Annotated in this window: 12 protein-coding genes and 1 pseudogene; 8 read left to right on the top strand and 5 right to left on the bottom strand. The window is 45.9% G+C overall.

Annotated elements, in window-relative coordinates:
• The first annotated feature begins 326 nt into the window (after positions 1-326).
• From MHB80_RS26330 to MHB80_RS26300, 7 genes are all read left to right on the top strand, one after another.
• Positions 327-1,220, top strand: a complete 894-nt coding sequence (locus MHB80_RS26330; RefSeq protein WP_341279733.1) for a GyrI-like domain-containing protein — start codon at positions 327-329, stop codon at positions 1,218-1,220.
• A 15-nt stretch (positions 1,221-1,235) separates the two neighbouring features.
• A complete protein-coding gene (locus MHB80_RS26325; RefSeq protein ID WP_341279732.1) occupies positions 1,236-2,126 on the top strand; it encodes an alpha/beta fold hydrolase in 891 nt (296 codons plus the stop codon).
• Between the two features lie 282 nt (positions 2,127-2,408).
• The gene (locus tag MHB80_RS26320) at positions 2,409-2,672 is read left to right on the top strand and encodes a helix-turn-helix transcriptional regulator (RefSeq protein ID WP_341279731.1); all 264 of its coding nucleotides are present in this window, start codon (positions 2,409-2,411) and stop codon (positions 2,670-2,672) included.
• Between the two features lie 1,000 nt (positions 2,673-3,672).
• The gene (locus MHB80_RS26315) at positions 3,673-6,204 is read left to right on the top strand and encodes a LuxR C-terminal-related transcriptional regulator (protein WP_341279730.1); all 2,532 of its coding nucleotides are present in this window, start codon (positions 3,673-3,675) and stop codon (positions 6,202-6,204) included.
• A 125-nt stretch (positions 6,205-6,329) separates the two neighbouring features.
• On the top strand, positions 6,330-10,280 hold the full coding sequence (locus MHB80_RS26310; RefSeq protein WP_341279729.1) for an InlB B-repeat-containing protein: 3,951 nt from the start codon (positions 6,330-6,332) through the stop codon (positions 10,278-10,280).
• Positions 10,281-10,571: 291 nt separating this feature from the next.
• Positions 10,572-11,066 carry a hypothetical protein gene (locus MHB80_RS26305; RefSeq protein WP_341279728.1) on the top strand — a complete coding sequence of 165 codons (495 nt, stop codon included), beginning with the start codon at positions 10,572-10,574 and terminating at the stop codon, positions 11,064-11,066.
• Between the two features lie 334 nt (positions 11,067-11,400).
• Positions 11,401-11,550 (top strand): hypothetical protein, encoded by a 150-nt coding sequence (locus MHB80_RS26300; protein WP_341279727.1) that lies wholly within the window; start codon positions 11,401-11,403, stop codon positions 11,548-11,550.
• 232 nt (positions 11,551-11,782) lie between these two features.
• On the opposite strand, the gene MHB80_RS26295 is transcribed toward MHB80_RS26300, so the two are convergent.
• From MHB80_RS26295 to MHB80_RS26275, 5 genes are all read right to left on the bottom strand, one after another.
• The gene (locus MHB80_RS26295) at positions 11,783-12,208 is read right to left on the bottom strand and encodes a hypothetical protein (protein WP_341279726.1); all 426 of its coding nucleotides are present in this window, start codon (positions 12,206-12,208) and stop codon (positions 11,783-11,785) included.
• Positions 12,208-12,408: an ATP-binding cassette domain-containing protein gene (locus MHB80_RS26290; RefSeq protein WP_341283086.1), complete on the bottom strand. Its 201-nt coding sequence runs from the start codon at positions 12,406-12,408 to the stop codon at positions 12,208-12,210. The genes MHB80_RS26295 and MHB80_RS26290 overlap by 1 nt, the downstream gene beginning before the upstream one ends.
• A gap of 44 nt (positions 12,409-12,452) precedes the next feature.
• Positions 12,453-13,475: an iron ABC transporter permease gene (locus MHB80_RS26285; protein WP_341279725.1), complete on the bottom strand. Its 1,023-nt coding sequence runs from the start codon at positions 13,473-13,475 to the stop codon at positions 12,453-12,455.
• Positions 13,459-14,442: an ABC transporter substrate-binding protein gene (locus tag MHB80_RS26280; protein WP_341283085.1), complete on the bottom strand. Its 984-nt coding sequence runs from the start codon at positions 14,440-14,442 to the stop codon at positions 13,459-13,461. Before MHB80_RS26280 ends, MHB80_RS26285 begins: the two co-directional genes overlap by 17 nt.
• A 78-nt stretch (positions 14,443-14,520) precedes the next feature.
• Complete coding sequence (locus MHB80_RS26275) at positions 14,521-15,138, bottom strand: DJ-1/PfpI family protein (RefSeq protein ID WP_341279724.1); 618 nt, start codon at positions 15,136-15,138, stop codon at positions 14,521-14,523.
• Between the two features lie 254 nt (positions 15,139-15,392).
• Between MHB80_RS26275 and MHB80_RS26270 the strand changes: the two are divergent.
• Positions 15,393-16,226, top strand: a pseudogene (locus MHB80_RS26270) (HAMP domain-containing sensor histidine kinase); the annotation flags it as partial.
• Positions 16,227-16,388: the final 162 nt, after the last annotated feature.

The following is a 16,388-nucleotide window of genomic DNA, read 5'->3' as shown; positions in this document are numbered from 1 at the left end:
TTCGTATAATTGTAGAAAGAAAATGAAGTATTAGACTGGAAAATAAAGTTGTAGACTAAGAAAATAAAGATGTAGACCAGGAAAATAAAGTCTTAGACTAACGATACATCATTAACCGAGGGACGGGCAGATTTGTTTAAAACCAGCGAGACTGAGCAATTGCCAGAGGTCGCTCTTTTGGCGAGCCGAAGAGTGTGGCTGATCAGGAAACTATCTACGCTTGGAAAGTAGTGTTAGTTATTGAGTAAAGTGAAATTCCGCAAAAAATATCAAAACAGAGCGTTCCATCTGTCGTAAAGTGAGTATATCGATATGGAGGCATTAAAGTGGATTATAAGGATTTGGTAATCAAGGCCATTACCTATATTGAGGATCATCTGACCGATGAGAGCTTAAGCACCAAGATTATGGAGGCTGCGGGCTATTCGCCGTACCATTTTCACCGGATCTTCCTATCGGTTACGAGAAACTCCGTCGCGGAGTACATACGCAAGCGGAGATTGACACAAGCAGCATACGATTTATTTTATACCAACCAAAGGATCATAGATATTGCCATCTTGTACCGGTTCGAGTCTCAGGAATCCTTCGCCCGAGCCTTTTGGAAAATGTTCTCCATCTCGCCTGGACAATTTCGAAAGCAAAGGGACATGAAGGACACGCTGTTCCGGGCAATGGAGAAGCTTCCTTTGGATGAAGTGGGGCTACAGCATTTGAATAAGAGCGTCTCCCTCGTGCCAGCTTTTGTCTGCCTGAATAAGCTGAATCTGGTCGGTATGTCAATACCGGGTGTCAATTCGGACGAGGTCGGAAAGCTATGGCGGAGCTTTAGGCAGCGTTTGTTTGAAATTGAGCGAAAGCCGGATACGGAAGACATATTTTATGCAGTCATTGAACTTACAGGTAGGAAATGGGAAATCACGTATATCGCTTGTGTCGAGGTCGCTAGCGAGGAGAGTGTAGTTCCCTTGGGAATGGTCGCTAAGCTGCTCCCAGTGGTAACTTATGCGGTTTTTACTCATAAGGGGACATTATCGAGACTCAACCATACGTTCCAGTACATTTATGAAACGTGGTTACCCCAGTCAGGCAGCGTTCGTACTAATTGCCCGGAGTTTGTGCGTTACGACCATCGATATCTAGGACCGATGAACGAGGATTCGGTATTAGACATATATATTCCCGTTGGCTCGCCATATCAGGAGCATGTAGCTCAATGAGAGGAAGAGATCAAGATGAACAAAATAGAAGACATTGTTGAAGTATATGCAGGTTGCTGCGAGGTGCAAATTACCGACAACACATTGAGGGTGACCGTTCCCATGATCGTGATGTATCCGACAGATGCACCGGAACAGACTGATAGGATAGGGCCGTACTCGTTGGAGGTGTCCAGAGACGCAGCACCGCTGGATGGAAAATTTAGGCTAGTCCTCATTTCACACGGTACAGGCGGTTCACCGCTTGTGTACCGGTCGCTCGCTCGGCATTTGGCGCGCAGCGGCTTTATCGTTGGCCTGCTCGAACATCCATTCAATAACCGCAACGATAATAGTTTGGAAGGTACTGTCCAAAACCTCACCTATCGCCCCCGGCACCTTCGCATGGCAGCCGACTGGTTTTTTGAAGATGAGAGGTTTAAGGGGCTTCTCCAGCCGGGAGGCCATTCGGTCATCGGGCATTCCATGGGGGGCTACACCGCGCTTGCAGCAGCTGGCGGCATCCCGACCTCCTTCCCTACTGAGAGCCCGGATGGGAAGCCGCAGCAGATCGATGTTCCTTATGATTCACGCATCCGGTCCCTGATTTTGCTAGCCCCGGCGTCCGTTTGGTTCCGTAATGAGGGAGCATTAAGCAACGTTCGACTCCCCATTCTCATGTTGGATGCCGAGCAAGACCCTTACACACCTCCTTTTCACGCGCAGATCATCATGAATAGTGTTGCTGAACCGCAAATGATTCGCTATCGGACGGTGGAGAATGCCGGACATTATTCCTTCCTGACTCCTTTCCCAGCTGAGATGATTTCACCATCCTTTCCCCCCTCGCAAGACCCGCCCGGCTTTGATCGCGTGCAATTTCACGAAACGCTGAAGGCCGAAGTAGTAGAGTTTCTGTTGACTTAACATTAGGAACAATCACTTTCCGTCGAAATCAAATGTTAACTGAGAGTTCGATTAAATAATCGTTACGCTAACTGGGAAATGTTAGTTCAAAAACAGGCTGAAACAGCAGCGGCAGTCTAAGACTTTATTTTCACGTCTTAGTCCGCCGCTGCTTACTTTATTGGAACAGTCTAAAACTTATTTTGCGAAGGCTGCCAAATTAATATTTGAAAAACCACATTAGATCAACAACTCCAGTCTAGAACTTTATTTTCAACGAACAATAATTAGAAAAAAAATCAGATGAATCAAATGGAGTTCTCGAACCGAGTTGGTGTGTCTCAAGGAACTTTAAGTGAACTGGAGCAGAGCAAATACAATCCGTCACTGGAGACAATATTGGCAATTATAAAGGAGTTTAACGTAAACCCCACATGGCTTTTGTTCGGAGATATGGCAAGTGAGGATGAACTTAAGGAAGTGGTAGGGGAGCTTAATCATGTGGAAAACAGCCTAATCATCAGCTTCAGGAAGTTGTTTAGTCGCATTTCACAACTCACCACTTAAAGTTAGCACCTCATCATTTTATATTTATTGCTGAGTCGACGAATTTCAGGTATCCATTTTTGATTTTAGTTTGGCAGCTGCTCAATCATTGTTTGGGCTAATTAGCAAAATAATTGACGATATTAGCTGAACTTTTCATTGTGGACACAAAACTTTTGTTGGGCAAAAAAGTAGACAAGGAGAACCTATTGTAGACTTGAAACAAAGTTTGATAATTTGGAATAAAGATTGATAATATATCCATAGACTGAGGATGCTTCATTAGGCTAACGAGCAGGTGTCAGAAGAAAATAAAGTACTAGAATGAAACGGAGGCGGGGCTCCGGCTCGTGTGACAGGTTACCCTTTCGGAAGCCGATTCGGTGCGATCGACACACTGGGGATGGCGGATGCTGCCGGCGCTTCTGGTAGCTTCGGTTTGGCGTGGTCTCTTTGTCTCTGACTGCCCAGCCGAACAGTAGTGTTGCAATCAACCTGCCAGTCTAATACTTATTTTCCCTGGGCTGACGATTCTCTCAGCTAAAAACCGTGTAAAATCAACTGCTCTAGTCTACAACTTTATTTTCTTTATACAGCAGGATATTTAGCTCGCTTCTACTCCTAAATCCCGCTTTTGTATGCTGTATTGTAAAAGAACGATAGAAAAACGGGGATGATTTAGAAAACGATAGACCAATCTTTGCCTGGCAATGAGCCGCCTCGGCCACTTTCCAGCAGTCGAGACCAATTCTTCCCCTCAAAGACAAGCGAGAATAGCAGCTGAAAGACAGCGAGCGCTGAGAGGCCAAAAGACTTGTGAATGCCAACCGCCAGAAGCAGTTTGCCGACTTTCAAAGAAGTAAAAACAGACGAAAAACGAGACTGGTCAGACAGGGAACGATGGTGTACCATAGATTACACACCGATTTATCCCTACAGCCACAAGGGATTCAAGCTAATTTCGCGTTGCGAAAGTTGAGTTATTAATTAATTTAGAGCTTTTTTTGTGGAGGAATCAACAGTGATTGTAAGTACAAAATTTAAGATCCCCCATATAAGAAATACTATGGTATCCCGTCCGAAGCTGATGCGCAAGCTTAATGAGGGGATGGAAACCAAGCTGATGCTTGTTTCCGCGCAGGCTGGTTATGGAAAGACAACAGCTTTATGTGAATGGGTGAAACAATGCAGCGCGCTTGTTGCATGGGTCTCTTTAGATAAGCATGATAATGAGTGGATTTCATTTTGGAGTTGCGTAACGGCCTCCATTCAGGAGAGAATCCCTAGCTTTGGCCAAACGATTGGGTGTCTTCTTGAGAAAGGTCCTTCGGAATCTTCAGAGCCTATGATTAAGGAACTTTTGAATGAATTGAATCATATAACCGGTGAACTGGTAATCATACTCGACGATTATCATTTCATTGAACTCCTCGATATTCACCAATCATTGAGCTACCTACTGGAACATTTTCCTCCACATATTCATCTTTATATCGCTAGCCGTACCGATTTGCCGATCCCTACTACCAGACTTCTGGCGAAGGGTGAATTGCATTTTATCCAAATGCATGATTTGCGCTTTGAACTGGAAGAGGGGTTTGCATTTTTTCGAGATACGACGGATTTATCGCTAACGAAAGGGCAAGTAACCGAGCTGTTCCGTCGAACTGAGGGTTGGGTCAGTGGATTGCAGCTGGCGGCAATCTCTCTGAAACGCAGTACTAATATAAAGCAGTCCATCCAGCAATTTTCGGGTCAACAGCATCATATATCCGATTACTTGTTGGAAGAAGTGTTCCTGCATCAGTCGGAAACAATGCGGTCCTTTTTATTGGAAACGTCCATTTTAAGTAGAATGAACCATTCTTTATGCCAAGCAGTAACGGGTCAAATGAACAGTCAAGAGCAATTGGAGAGACTGGAGCAGCTAAATTTATTCATTATACCCTTAGACGAGGGGCGGAATTGGTATCGATATCACCATTTGCTTTCCGATTTCTTGCGACAGCTAGGGTCCAAAACGGATTCGGACAAATGGATTCAAGTGCACATCCGCGCGGCGAATTGGTTGGAAAAACATGGGTTTAATGAAGAGGCGACGGAGCATTATTTAGAAGGCCAACAGTTTGCGGATGTTATTCGTTTGATCGAGAAAAATCCCCCTGCCTTGATGCAATCGAAGAGTGCTGCGTTGATGAGGTGGGTAACTGTTTTACCTGAAAGCTCCTTTGCGGAGAAGCCAATGATCGAAATGTTTTATATAGCCGTAATGATGCTAGGAGGTAAGTGGGAGGCCGCTTTTCAGAGAATGGAGCAAACCAAAGTCCGATTTGAAGCACTGCAAGGGAAATTACCCGATGTAGACTGGAACAAGGTTATGGGTAATATCTATTTCTATTGTGGCATAGCCTCTTATATCCAAAATGACTTTGTGCGAGCATCGGATTATTTGGCCCTTACAGAACGATATATGCCGGAAGGAAGCTACTTTCAGGTGATGGGGGTAAACCGGTATGAAGGGTACAGTAGGAATTATGATCAATTAACTTTAATCAAAGATCTGTATGCGGCGGAAGACTTCATTTTGAAATGGATTAAAGTATGGGAGTATAAAGAAAATTATCCTTTTATTGGATATATGTACTTGGCATATATCCATTTGCTGTATGAGTGGAATCGGTTGGAGGAGGCAGAATCTTACTTCGGTCAGTCATTGGGGCGCATAGACCAACAGCCTCTTGCACGAATTATGATCCAATTGGGCATCGCTGCATCGCGGATTGAGCAAGCCAAAGGAAATCCAAAGCGAGCGTCCGAACTATTGGTGCAATTGAAGTCGAAAATTGATTCACCCGATTATGCTTTATTTATTGAGAAAATCGAAACGGAACAAGCTTATCTATCTTTGCGGCAAGGCTCGCTCCAAGATGCGCTTGATTGGTTGCAAAGGTGCGGTCTTACGCACACGGATGAGGTTTCATTGAATCTTATGGCAGAGCATCTGATTTTGGCTAGAGTGCTTGCGGCGTGCGAACGAATAGAAGAAGCGCTGTACCTGTTGGAAAGATTATATCTATTGGTGTGCAAGGGAGACTGTCTCCGTGATCACACAAAAGTATTAATTGTGCAAAGTGTGACGCTATGGCATTCGGGTCAAAAGGAGGCTGCGCTCATTCAATTGGGCACTGCTTTGGATTTGGCCAAGCCAGATGGATATATTCGTAGTTTTATTGACGAGGGTTTTGTAATGGCGGAGATGCTTAACGCTTATTCAAAGGTTCAGCAAGATAGCAATTCTTCTTCGGGTTACTATATAAAGCAACTGTTGCGTGCTATGAATGATACACCAGAGGTTGATCAATCACCGAAAGGAATACTGACAAGCCAGGAATTTAAAATTTTGCTGCTAATCATGGATAGATTGATGAACAAGGAAATTGCCGAGCGTCTGAATATTACGGTAGATACCGTGAAATTTCATATTAAAAACATCTACAAAAAGCTTGAAGTAAACAATCGTAAACAAGCACTGGAACTTGCAAAGCAATTATAGAGACTTGGTTAAAATGCCTATCCTGTTTTTAAAAACCTACCCCAGGCGGGTAGGTTCTATTTTGTTTATTTTAATTTATAGTAGAGGAGAATGTCGAATCTAGACAAAGGTGAGTGAAACAATTTATGAACAAACGTTGGATTTCTTTATTAATGGTATTAATTATTCTATTGGGGATGGTCCCTACTTTTGCTACTGCTGCTTCTACTGATAATTGGGTTAATCGGAAACCTAATAACCTTGTTACCAGTAATCAGGACGTCTGCTACGGTAACGGCAAGTTTATGGCGGTGACTGATGAGGGAGGCATCTTAACCTCGAGTGACGGAACGAGTTGGACGTATTACGAACCGGAAAATACACTCAAGCTTTCTAGTATCAGTTGCGATAATGGCCAGTTTGTGGCTGTGACTAGAGCTGGACTTGCATCGTCCTCTAGTGACGGAGTGATCTGGAAAACGGGCCATACCCTCAATAATTATTTATCCCTTTGGGGCGTTAGTTACGGCAACGGCCTTTATGTGGCGGTGGGGAACAAAATTGCTGGAAATATAGGAGCCATATACACCTCTACGACGAGCGAGACGCCGGACTTATGGACGGATCGCAATGTAAGCACCACGTCAGTACTTAAGGGCGTCACCTACGGCAACCAAAAGTTTGTGGCGGTGGGGCAAAATGGAACGATACTGACCTCCAGTGACGGAGTGAGCTGGACGAGCCAAAATTCGGGCACTGCGGCAGATCTTAAAGGCGTCAAATACCTAAATGGTAAGTTTGTGTCCTGGGCAGTAGACGGAACAACGATATTGACCTCCGTTGACGGAGTGAGCTGGAGTAAGATCACCACGTCGGGCCTTATCTGTGAGAAATGTGCGTTGGTAAATTCTGGCGTCCTTCATAGTGTCTCCTACGGAAATGGTACGTATGTGGGTGTGGGATCATTTAATTCTATCTATACCTCCAGTGACTTAGTGAGTTGGACGAAAAGCTATGAGGCTGCGTTCGGGTCTCTTAATGGCGTCACCTACGGCAACGGCACGTTTATCGTGGTAGGTAACAGAGGAGACATATTTCAAAACATTGATCTCCCGACATACACCGTAACGTACAACGGAAATGGCAGCACGGGAGGAACCGTGCCAACGGATAGCAATCCGTACGAGCAACATGCAACGGTAACCGTAAGAGGAAACACGGGAAGCTTGGTGAAGACGGGCCACACCTTCGCAGGTTGGAACACGGCGTCCAACGGAACAGGAACAGCCTATGCGGCAAATGCAACGTTCGGCATGGGAGCGGCAAACGTGACGCTGTACGCGCAGTGGACGGCCAACCCGACATACACCGTAACGTATAACGGCAATGGCAGCACGGGAGGAACCGTGCCAACGGATAGCAATCCGTACGAGCAACATGCAACGGTAACCGTAAGAGGAAACACGGGAAGCTTGGTGAAGACGGGCCACACCTTCGCAGGTTGGAACACGGCGTCCAACGGAACAGGAACAGCCTATGCGGCAAATGCAACGTTCGGCATGGGATCGGCGAACGTGACGCTGTACGCGCAGTGGACGGTCAACCCGACATACACCGTAACGTACAACGGAAATGGCAGCACGGGAGGAACCGTGCCAACGGATAGCAATCCGTACGAGCAACATGCAACGGTAACCGTAAGAGGAAACACGGGAAGCTTGGTGAAGACGGGCCACACCTTCGCAGGTTGGAACACGGCGTCCAACGGAACAGGAACAGCCTATGCGGCAAATGCAACGTTCGGCATGGGATCGGCGAACGTGACGCTGTACGCGCAGTGGACGGTCAACCCGACATACACCGTAACGTACAACGGAAATGGCAGCACGGGAGGAACCGTGCCAACGGATAGCAATCCGTACGAGCAACATGCAACGGTAACCGTAAGAGGAAACACGGGAAGCTTGGTGAAGACGGGCCACACCTTCGCAGGTTGGAACACGGCGTCCAACGGAACAGGAACAGCCTATGCGGCAAATGCAACGTTCGGCATGGGATCGGCGAACGTGACGCTGTACGCGCAGTGGACGGTCAACCCGACATACACCGTAACGTACAATGGTAATGGCAGCACGGGAGGAACCGTGCCAACGGATAGCAATCCGTACGAGCAACATGCAACGGTAACCGTAAGAGGAAACACGGGAAGCTTGGTGAAGACGGGCCACACCTTCGCAGGTTGGAACACGGCGTCCAACGGAACAGGAACAGCCTATGCGGCAAATGCAACGTTCGGCATGGGAGCGGCAAACGTGACGCTGTACGCGCAGTGGACGGTCAACCCGACATACACCGTAACGTACAATGGTAATGGCAGCACGGGAGGAACCGTGCCAACGGATAGCAATCCGTACGAGCAACATGCAACGGTAACCGTAAGAGGAAACACGGGAAGCTTGGTGAAGACGGGCCACACCTTCGCAGGTTGGAACACGGCGTCCAACGGAACAGGAACAGCCTATGCGGCAAATGCAACGTTCGGCATGGGAGCGGCAAACGTGACGCTGTACGCGCAGTGGACGGTCAACCCGACATACACCGTAACGTACAATGGTAATGGCAGCACGGGAGGAACCGTGCCAACGGATAGCAATTCGTACGAGCAACATGCAACGGTAACCGTATTAGGAAACACGGGAAGCTTGGTGAAGACGGGCCACACCTTCACAGGTTGGAACACGGCGGCCGACGGAACAGGAACACCATATGCGGCAAATGCAACGTTCGGCATGGGAGCGGCGAACGTGACGCTGTACGCGCAGTGGACGGCCAACCCGACATACACCGTAACGTATAACGGCAATGGCAGCACGGGAGGAAGCGTGCCAACGGATAGCAATCCGTATGCGCAAAATGCAACGGTAACCGTATTAGGAAACACGGGAAGCTTGGTGAAGACGGGCCACACCTTCACAGGTTGGAACACGGCGGCTAACGGAAGTGGCACAAGCTATGTGACAGGCGCTACTTTCACCATGGCAGCGGCAAATGTGACGCTGTACGCGCAGTGGACGGCCAGCCCTGGTGGCGGTAGCGGCGGCAGCCCAACACCACCAGATGACAGCAAAGTAATCTCAGTGAATGGTGATTTATCGCTTCCCGCAGGCAAAACGGGTAAGGTTAGTTTGGGAGATGCAATCACAATAGATATTCCGGCAAATGCAACGGACAAAGAACTGAAATTAACGATTGAAAAACTTACTGGAACTCAAGATCTTCTAACGGATGAAGACGTTCTGGCTAGTCCGATCTTCGAGATTCTGAAAAATTTCTCAGAGAACTTCAGTAAACCGGTAACACTGACTTTTAAGTTTGATCCGACAAAATTGAGCGGTAATCAAAGAGCAGCCGTGTTCTATTATGATGAAGTGCAGAAGAAATGGGTGGAAGTTGGCGGTGTTGTTAGGGGTAATCAGATTACCGCAGAAGTAACCCACTTTACAAAATTTGCGGTAATGGTTGTAGGGCAAGCGGCAAGTGAGCCAAAACCAACGATTAACTTTAGCGATATATCCGCACACTGGGCGAAGGCAAGCATCAAGCAAGCGGTAAGCAGCGGAATCGTCACTGGTTATCAGGACGGCACGTTTAAGCCGGACAAAACCGTGACTCGTGCGGAATTTGCCGTCATGCTGATGAATGCGTTGAAGACGCAAGGAGCGGGAGCGGTGCTGACGTTCACAGATACAGCGAAGATCGGAAGCTGGGCGCAGAAAGCGGTCGCGCAAGCAGTACAAGCAGGCATTATTAATGGCTATGAGGACGGTACTTTCCGTCCAACTGGGGAAATTACACGTGCAGAGATGGCAGCGATGATTGCGGGTGCTTTGGGTAAATATAGCGAAGCGAATGCCACAGCAACTAGCTTCGCAGACGACAAGGACATTCCAGCGTGGGCAAAAGCTGCGGTTGCCTATGTAAAGCAAGCAAGCATCGTGCAAGGGAAAGGCGACAACCAATTTGCCCCTGGGGACCATGCAACAAGAGCGGAGGCCGTAACGGTTCTGCTGAACATGCTGGCTCAAATGAGCAAGTAAAGTGAAAATCGTCAACCCAAACTTATTTTAGATGTAAATAACAAGGGTTATCCTTAAAGCGGTAAAATTAACTGCTTAGGGGATAGCCCTTGCCTTATTTCAAATAGGAAGTCTCGACACATGTGGAGTAATGTGTGTTGATAATAAGGGAGTATTATTATTGGAGCCGCATTACCTAAATATATTAAGCAGGGCAAGCTCTGAATGGATTTGAAAATAGATTACGGGCAACTAAATTTGTTAGCTTCGTACTAAACATTAATATTAGAATAAGCAGAAGCGCTAAACGTTTTGAAAGTATCTGGGGGGATGATATGCACTTGGCTAGAGCAATTAGGAATAGCTAATGCTAACACAAAGCTATTGACAGACCCGGAGCTTGCAAGTAAGCAAATGCATCGGTGGTTCGGGGGAGCAAAAACAAAGAATAATTATTACTGTCCTAGTACAATTAATTCAGTGTTTAGATGGAGAATTTTCATAAAAGATTTTTTAGAGGGATGTTTGGCTTTTTCTGATTTAGTAAATTTGGATGGGATTACTTATTCAACTTGGTATAAGAAGTTTAATGATAATTTTTTAGAAATAATACAAAAGGCATATCAGGGACTCTCTTCATCGGATAGTGAGGAAAGGGACTTTAAGACCACGAAAATGATAACCCCAAAAGGTACTGCGAAAGACATTATTAAGGTGTTCAAAACAACTGATACGATAAACCTTGTTTCAATTAATCCTATACATTCAGTTAAGGGTAAGGATTTCAATAGTGTGATGGTAGTCTAGAGTCTACGTAACACGGGTAGTGGACACTGGAAGCAATGGATTGAAAAAGAGCTCGAATCAGGACGTATTGGATACGTTGCAAATACACGGGCTAAATATTCTCTGGTTTGGGCGGTGCCGACGTTAAAGCCAGAGGAACGCGATATGCTTGAATCTTATGGCTTTAAAAACGCGTTGGAAAATTTGAAATGCTACTCATGCTGATGAGGATTGTTTCCCAAAGGAAACAACTATAATGTCACTGAACATGTTGTTAAAAGAAAATAAAGTATTAAACTGAAAAATAAAGTTGTAGACTGGCAAAACTCCGCTGACACGAGCCGGAGTCTTCCGGATGAGTCGGTTCCGGCCGATTGGTGCGCCGCTGCTTAGGAGCGCTGCAGCACAGGTTCATGGTTATTCTTCTGACTTCGGCAGTTTGGTGCAGTCGGTCAAGCCGGAGGCACTAGCCGTCAGCTGCTCGGTGCAGCAGCTGGCGTGCTAGTTTATCAGCAACGTCAGTCAACAACTTTATTTTCTTTCGACATCCGTACTCTCCACTACTCCCTTCCATTTGCAAAAAAATAGCAGACGACTGTCTGCCATTTGTTAGAAATTGCTAAAAGAAAAGTAGTGTATAAAGGCAATGGTTGAGCAATCGCAGTCTAATTATCATATTCTATGCAAAGTGCTCTTCTGAATTGCTCCCGATCTTTGTATTATTGATCACACCCAGCTCAATACTCGAGGTCCTTACTTGCCCACTCCGAATCTTCAGCATCAGTATATTCAACAAATTCCGTTACATCGAATCCGCCAAGTTGAAGTTTTACGGTATTCTGCTTGATTTTGTCCTCTTTATTATCAGCATCAAGCTCAAATTGCACGTTAATCAAGCCACTCACCGTTACTTCGCCTTTTACTGGTTGATCACCGTACTGTTTGATGGTGACCTCCGCCCCAATAGAAAAAGTACCAGCCAGCGAAGCAATTGTTCCGTCATATTCAACACGCTCAGTGTCGAGCACACCTTGGGTAAACTCTATCACTTCAACATCTGTCAATGAGTTGCCGACTGCAAATTGCAGATCGCCGCTATGGATAAGATAGCTGATGAAATTCTTATTTTCGTCCAGCGTTTCCTGCCACCCTGCAGAAGTCATCAGATCATCGACGAGTTCCTCTGCATTAAGTTCGAGATAAGCGAGTGAGTTTTTACATATTTTACGTCAATATAGAAAACACCGCTTTCTCCCTGAAGCCGGCGGGAGAGCACTTTTAACAACGTGCTTTTCCCGCAACCGTTCGGACCAAGTATGCTGTGAATAAGTCCCGCTTTAAATTCAATGTTAACATGATCCATGACCGCATTTCCGCGATATTTGACAATTAGATCTTCTCCGCGAATCACTCTTGCATCCCCCTCTTTCTAAGTAAATATAGGAAAAAGGGAGCACCCACGGCACCCATAATAATTCCTACGGGCAGCTCAATAGGAGCAAAAAGTATTCGGGCGAGCGTATCGAATATGGTAAGTACAGCGATACCAAGCAATGCCGTGGCAGGAAGCAAGATTCGATAGTCGTTGCCAATTAGCAGTCTTGCAGCATGAGGGACCACCATGCCGATGAAAGCAAGCAAACCGACAACGCTGACTGCGCTGGCAGCCAGGAGCGCCGCGACAGCCGTTACGAGCAGTCGCGTCCGCTCGACATGTAGACCCAGCCCTTTCGCATATGAATCGCCAAGCATCAGGATATTCATTCTCGGGGCTGCCATTTGTGCGAAAAGGACGCCGATTATGGTATAAGGAAGTAGGGTCTGCAGTTGAGGCCAGCTCTTCGCCGAAAGTCCGCCCACAAGAAATAGCAATGCTCCATGTACCCGATCGCTATAAAAGGTGAGTAGACCCGTGGTACCCGAACTGAAAAAAGCAGAAACGGCCACCCCCGCCAAAATGATCCGACCGGGATTTGCTCCGTTCTTCCAAGCAAGTGCATAAATAATCAACGCAGCCCCAAGCGCTCCCAGGAAAGCGACAGGTGTCATCAGGTAGGCATACGCCGGAAACATGACAAGCGTGGTGATGCCGAACAACCCCGCCCCTGAAGATACGCCAATAATATGCGGATCAGCCATCATATTTCGCATGACTCCCTGCAGCAAAACACCTGCTAGCGAAAGATTGAGCCCAACAAGACCGGCAATCAGCGTTCTTGGCAATCGGACGTTCCAGATGATATCCCGTATAGAACCTTGCTCGCTGCCTGTAAATACGTGAATAATTTCCATCAAGCTTACTTTGACGGCTCCGCTGACGAGGCTGAATATTACCCCTGCCACAGCCAATAGGATTAATATCAAGAAGACGGTAATTCGCCAGGATGCGGTTTTTCTAAAATCCGATGCCGACTTATTTTCCATATTCATCGGGATATACCAGCTTTGCGAGATATTCGAACAACTGATCGATTTTCAAGCCTGGTGAATTGACAAAATCTGATGGTAAAAACACCATTCTATTTTCCTTTACAGCCCGCAGTGAAGCCCATGCGGGGTTACTTTCAAAATCATCTTTGATCTTCTGGCGGCCGTACTCCTCCGTTCCATACACAATCATGAATAAATACTCCGGATCGGCCTCAATTAATTTTTCGATGCTGTAGGGAACGGAGTTCGGCATTTGACCAGACTGCATACCTTCGGCCACATTTTTCAGCTTCAGTTTATCGGCTATATCAAGCGCGAGACTGCCACTCTTTTGAATGGATAACCCTGTAGACGCGATTGAAATAAATGCAAATTTCGGCGTTGTATCGGGCACTTGGTTAATAATCATCTGGACATGGTTATCCGTTTCTTTCAGCACTTCTTCCGTCTCGGATTCTTTTCCAATAATTTGTCCGAATAGTTTTCCGGTTCTTTGAATATGATCATAACTATTGACATTGACTAAAGCGAGCGGGATATGACTGGTAGCAAGAGCCTCTTTCAAATTTGCATGAAAACGAGGATGCCCGATCACGAGATCCGGGTTCATGCTTGTGATTTTTTCCAGGCTTATCTGATTAATTTGCCCGACATCCTCTGCTCCCATGGCCACCTCTGGTACTGGTGTTCCCAGAGCGCTGGCTCTTCCGACCGCTTGGCCCCCAAGCTGGTAGAATAGATTAAGCGCCTCAGTATTCAAAATAACTACACGTTCGGGTTTTTTATTTAAAATAACTTCTTGTTCTACATCGTCCTCAAAGATCAAATACTGCTGCTGATTAAAAGATGATGTTTCAGAACTACTTGGATTCTCTGCCGCAACTGAATCCGGTGTATTAGCTGAATGATGGCTTTGGTTCGTATGAGAACTACAGCCCATCAAAGCGAAAATGAAAATAAGGCTCATCACAGCATATGTTATCTTAGTTATCAACTACGTTCCTACTTTCTCTGATTTTAATGGTTTGAAGAATTAACAATGATGTCAACGTGTCGCCTGCCCATCAAAATAAATATCGTATTGCATGATACGCGCAGTTCTCTCTGCAACTGTCGTACCGAGCAATCGATTTATCATATGAAAAGCCATATCAATACCCGCGGAAATACCTGCAGAAGTAACGATGCGATCCTCATCAACAAATTTGACGCCTTCAACGACGGTTACTTTGGGATAATCGTTTCTCAACCTTTCCAGACTCGCCCAATGCGTTGTCGCACTTTTATCGTCAAGCACTCCTGCCTTAGCCAGCAGGAAAGCTCCCGTACAAACCGATGTCATCCATTGCACTTCTTCATAGCGCTTACGGATCCAATCGAGCAATATAGTGTTATGGATCTCACGCCTTGTTCCTATTCCTCCAGGAATGACCAGTAAATCATACGCAGGAGCGTTATTTAAACTGTAATCGGGAATTACTTTCAAACCGTTCCTCGCTGTAATAAAATGACCAGATTCCGAAATCGTGGTCACTTCGAACGGCTTATATTCATCCGCTTGACCTCGATTCAATGCCGTAACGGCAAATACCTCAAAAGGACCGGCAAAGTCAAGTACTTCTACATCTTCAAACAACAAGATACCAACTTTCCAAGTTTGCATATATTCTCCTCCTTAACCGCATGGGTTCAAAAATTCTTAAAATCATTAAATATTCTCTTGACCTCCACTATGAAATAGAAAGTAATGATTGTAATGAAATTCTATAATATGACCAATACAGAAGGAATGACTCATTAGAGCTATAGTTATAACAATTGTGTGGAATTCGTTCACCTCGACGGGTTTCTCTGTGTTGTGACGTCAAAGTCGTTTCTTCACTTCAAAGCAAATTAGCTGCTCGTTCATTCATCCAATTGGTGAGACCGATCAAAAAGCTGACTGAAGCGACCCGGCTTATAGCTGCTGGAGATTTCAACGTCAAGCTTAATATTAAACAAAAGGGTGAGATAGGTACTTTGGCTCGCAGCTTCGAAGAAATGATGCACGATCTACAGCAGCTTGAGCAGATGCGCAGGGAATTCGTGACAAACGTGTCCCATGAAGTTCAGTCTCCGCTCACTTCCATTTCCGGTTTTGCTATAGCGCTCAAGCAGGTAGACCTCCCGGATGACGAACGAAGCTGTTATCTCGATATTATCATCACTGAAACTGCACGAATGTCCAAAATGAGTGATAGTCTGCTAAAGCTGAGTTTGCTTGAATCTCAGTCCTTGCAAATGCGGCTCGCCACACTCAGTCTAGATGAACAGATCAGACGAGTAATCGTCGCTATTCAACCCCAATGGTCAGCCCGCAACATTCAGTTCGATCTTGATTTGCAGCCCACCAAAATCACGGCCGATCATGACCAGTTAAATCAGGTGTGGATCAATATCCTCGGCAATGGCATCAAATTTTCCAAAGATGGTGCCCGAATTAGCGTCAGGATGAAACAGAATATCAAGAACGTGACAGTCCGCATATCCGATTCGGGTATTGGTATTCTTCCGGAAGACCAAAAGCGTATATTTGACCGCTTCTTTAAAGCTGATCGTTCCCACAGCCAGAAATATGAAGGCAGTGGTATGGGACTGGCTATTGTAAAGCAGATCGTATCGCTTCATCAAGGGGACATCCGGGTGGAGAGCGAATACGGACGAGGAACGACCTTCATAGTCATCTTGCCAATCACAACACCTGCAGGATGATTGGATTTCATGCCTTCTCTAGGCTACGACACCATGTATAAACCTTCTTGTATGTGTTGATGCAAACTTTTTTGGCCTGTTCATTCTCCGTTCATCTTGTAGTCATTAGGGGGACATCTTGGTTGGTTATACTGTCTTTAGCACCTCCGTTAAGGTGGCCTA

It is taken from the genome of Paenibacillus sp. FSL H8-0537 (assembly GCF_038051995.1).
Classification (GTDB): Bacteria; Bacillota; Bacilli; order Paenibacillales; family Paenibacillaceae; genus Pristimantibacillus.
This window is presented reverse-complemented; position numbering and strand designations above follow the sequence as displayed.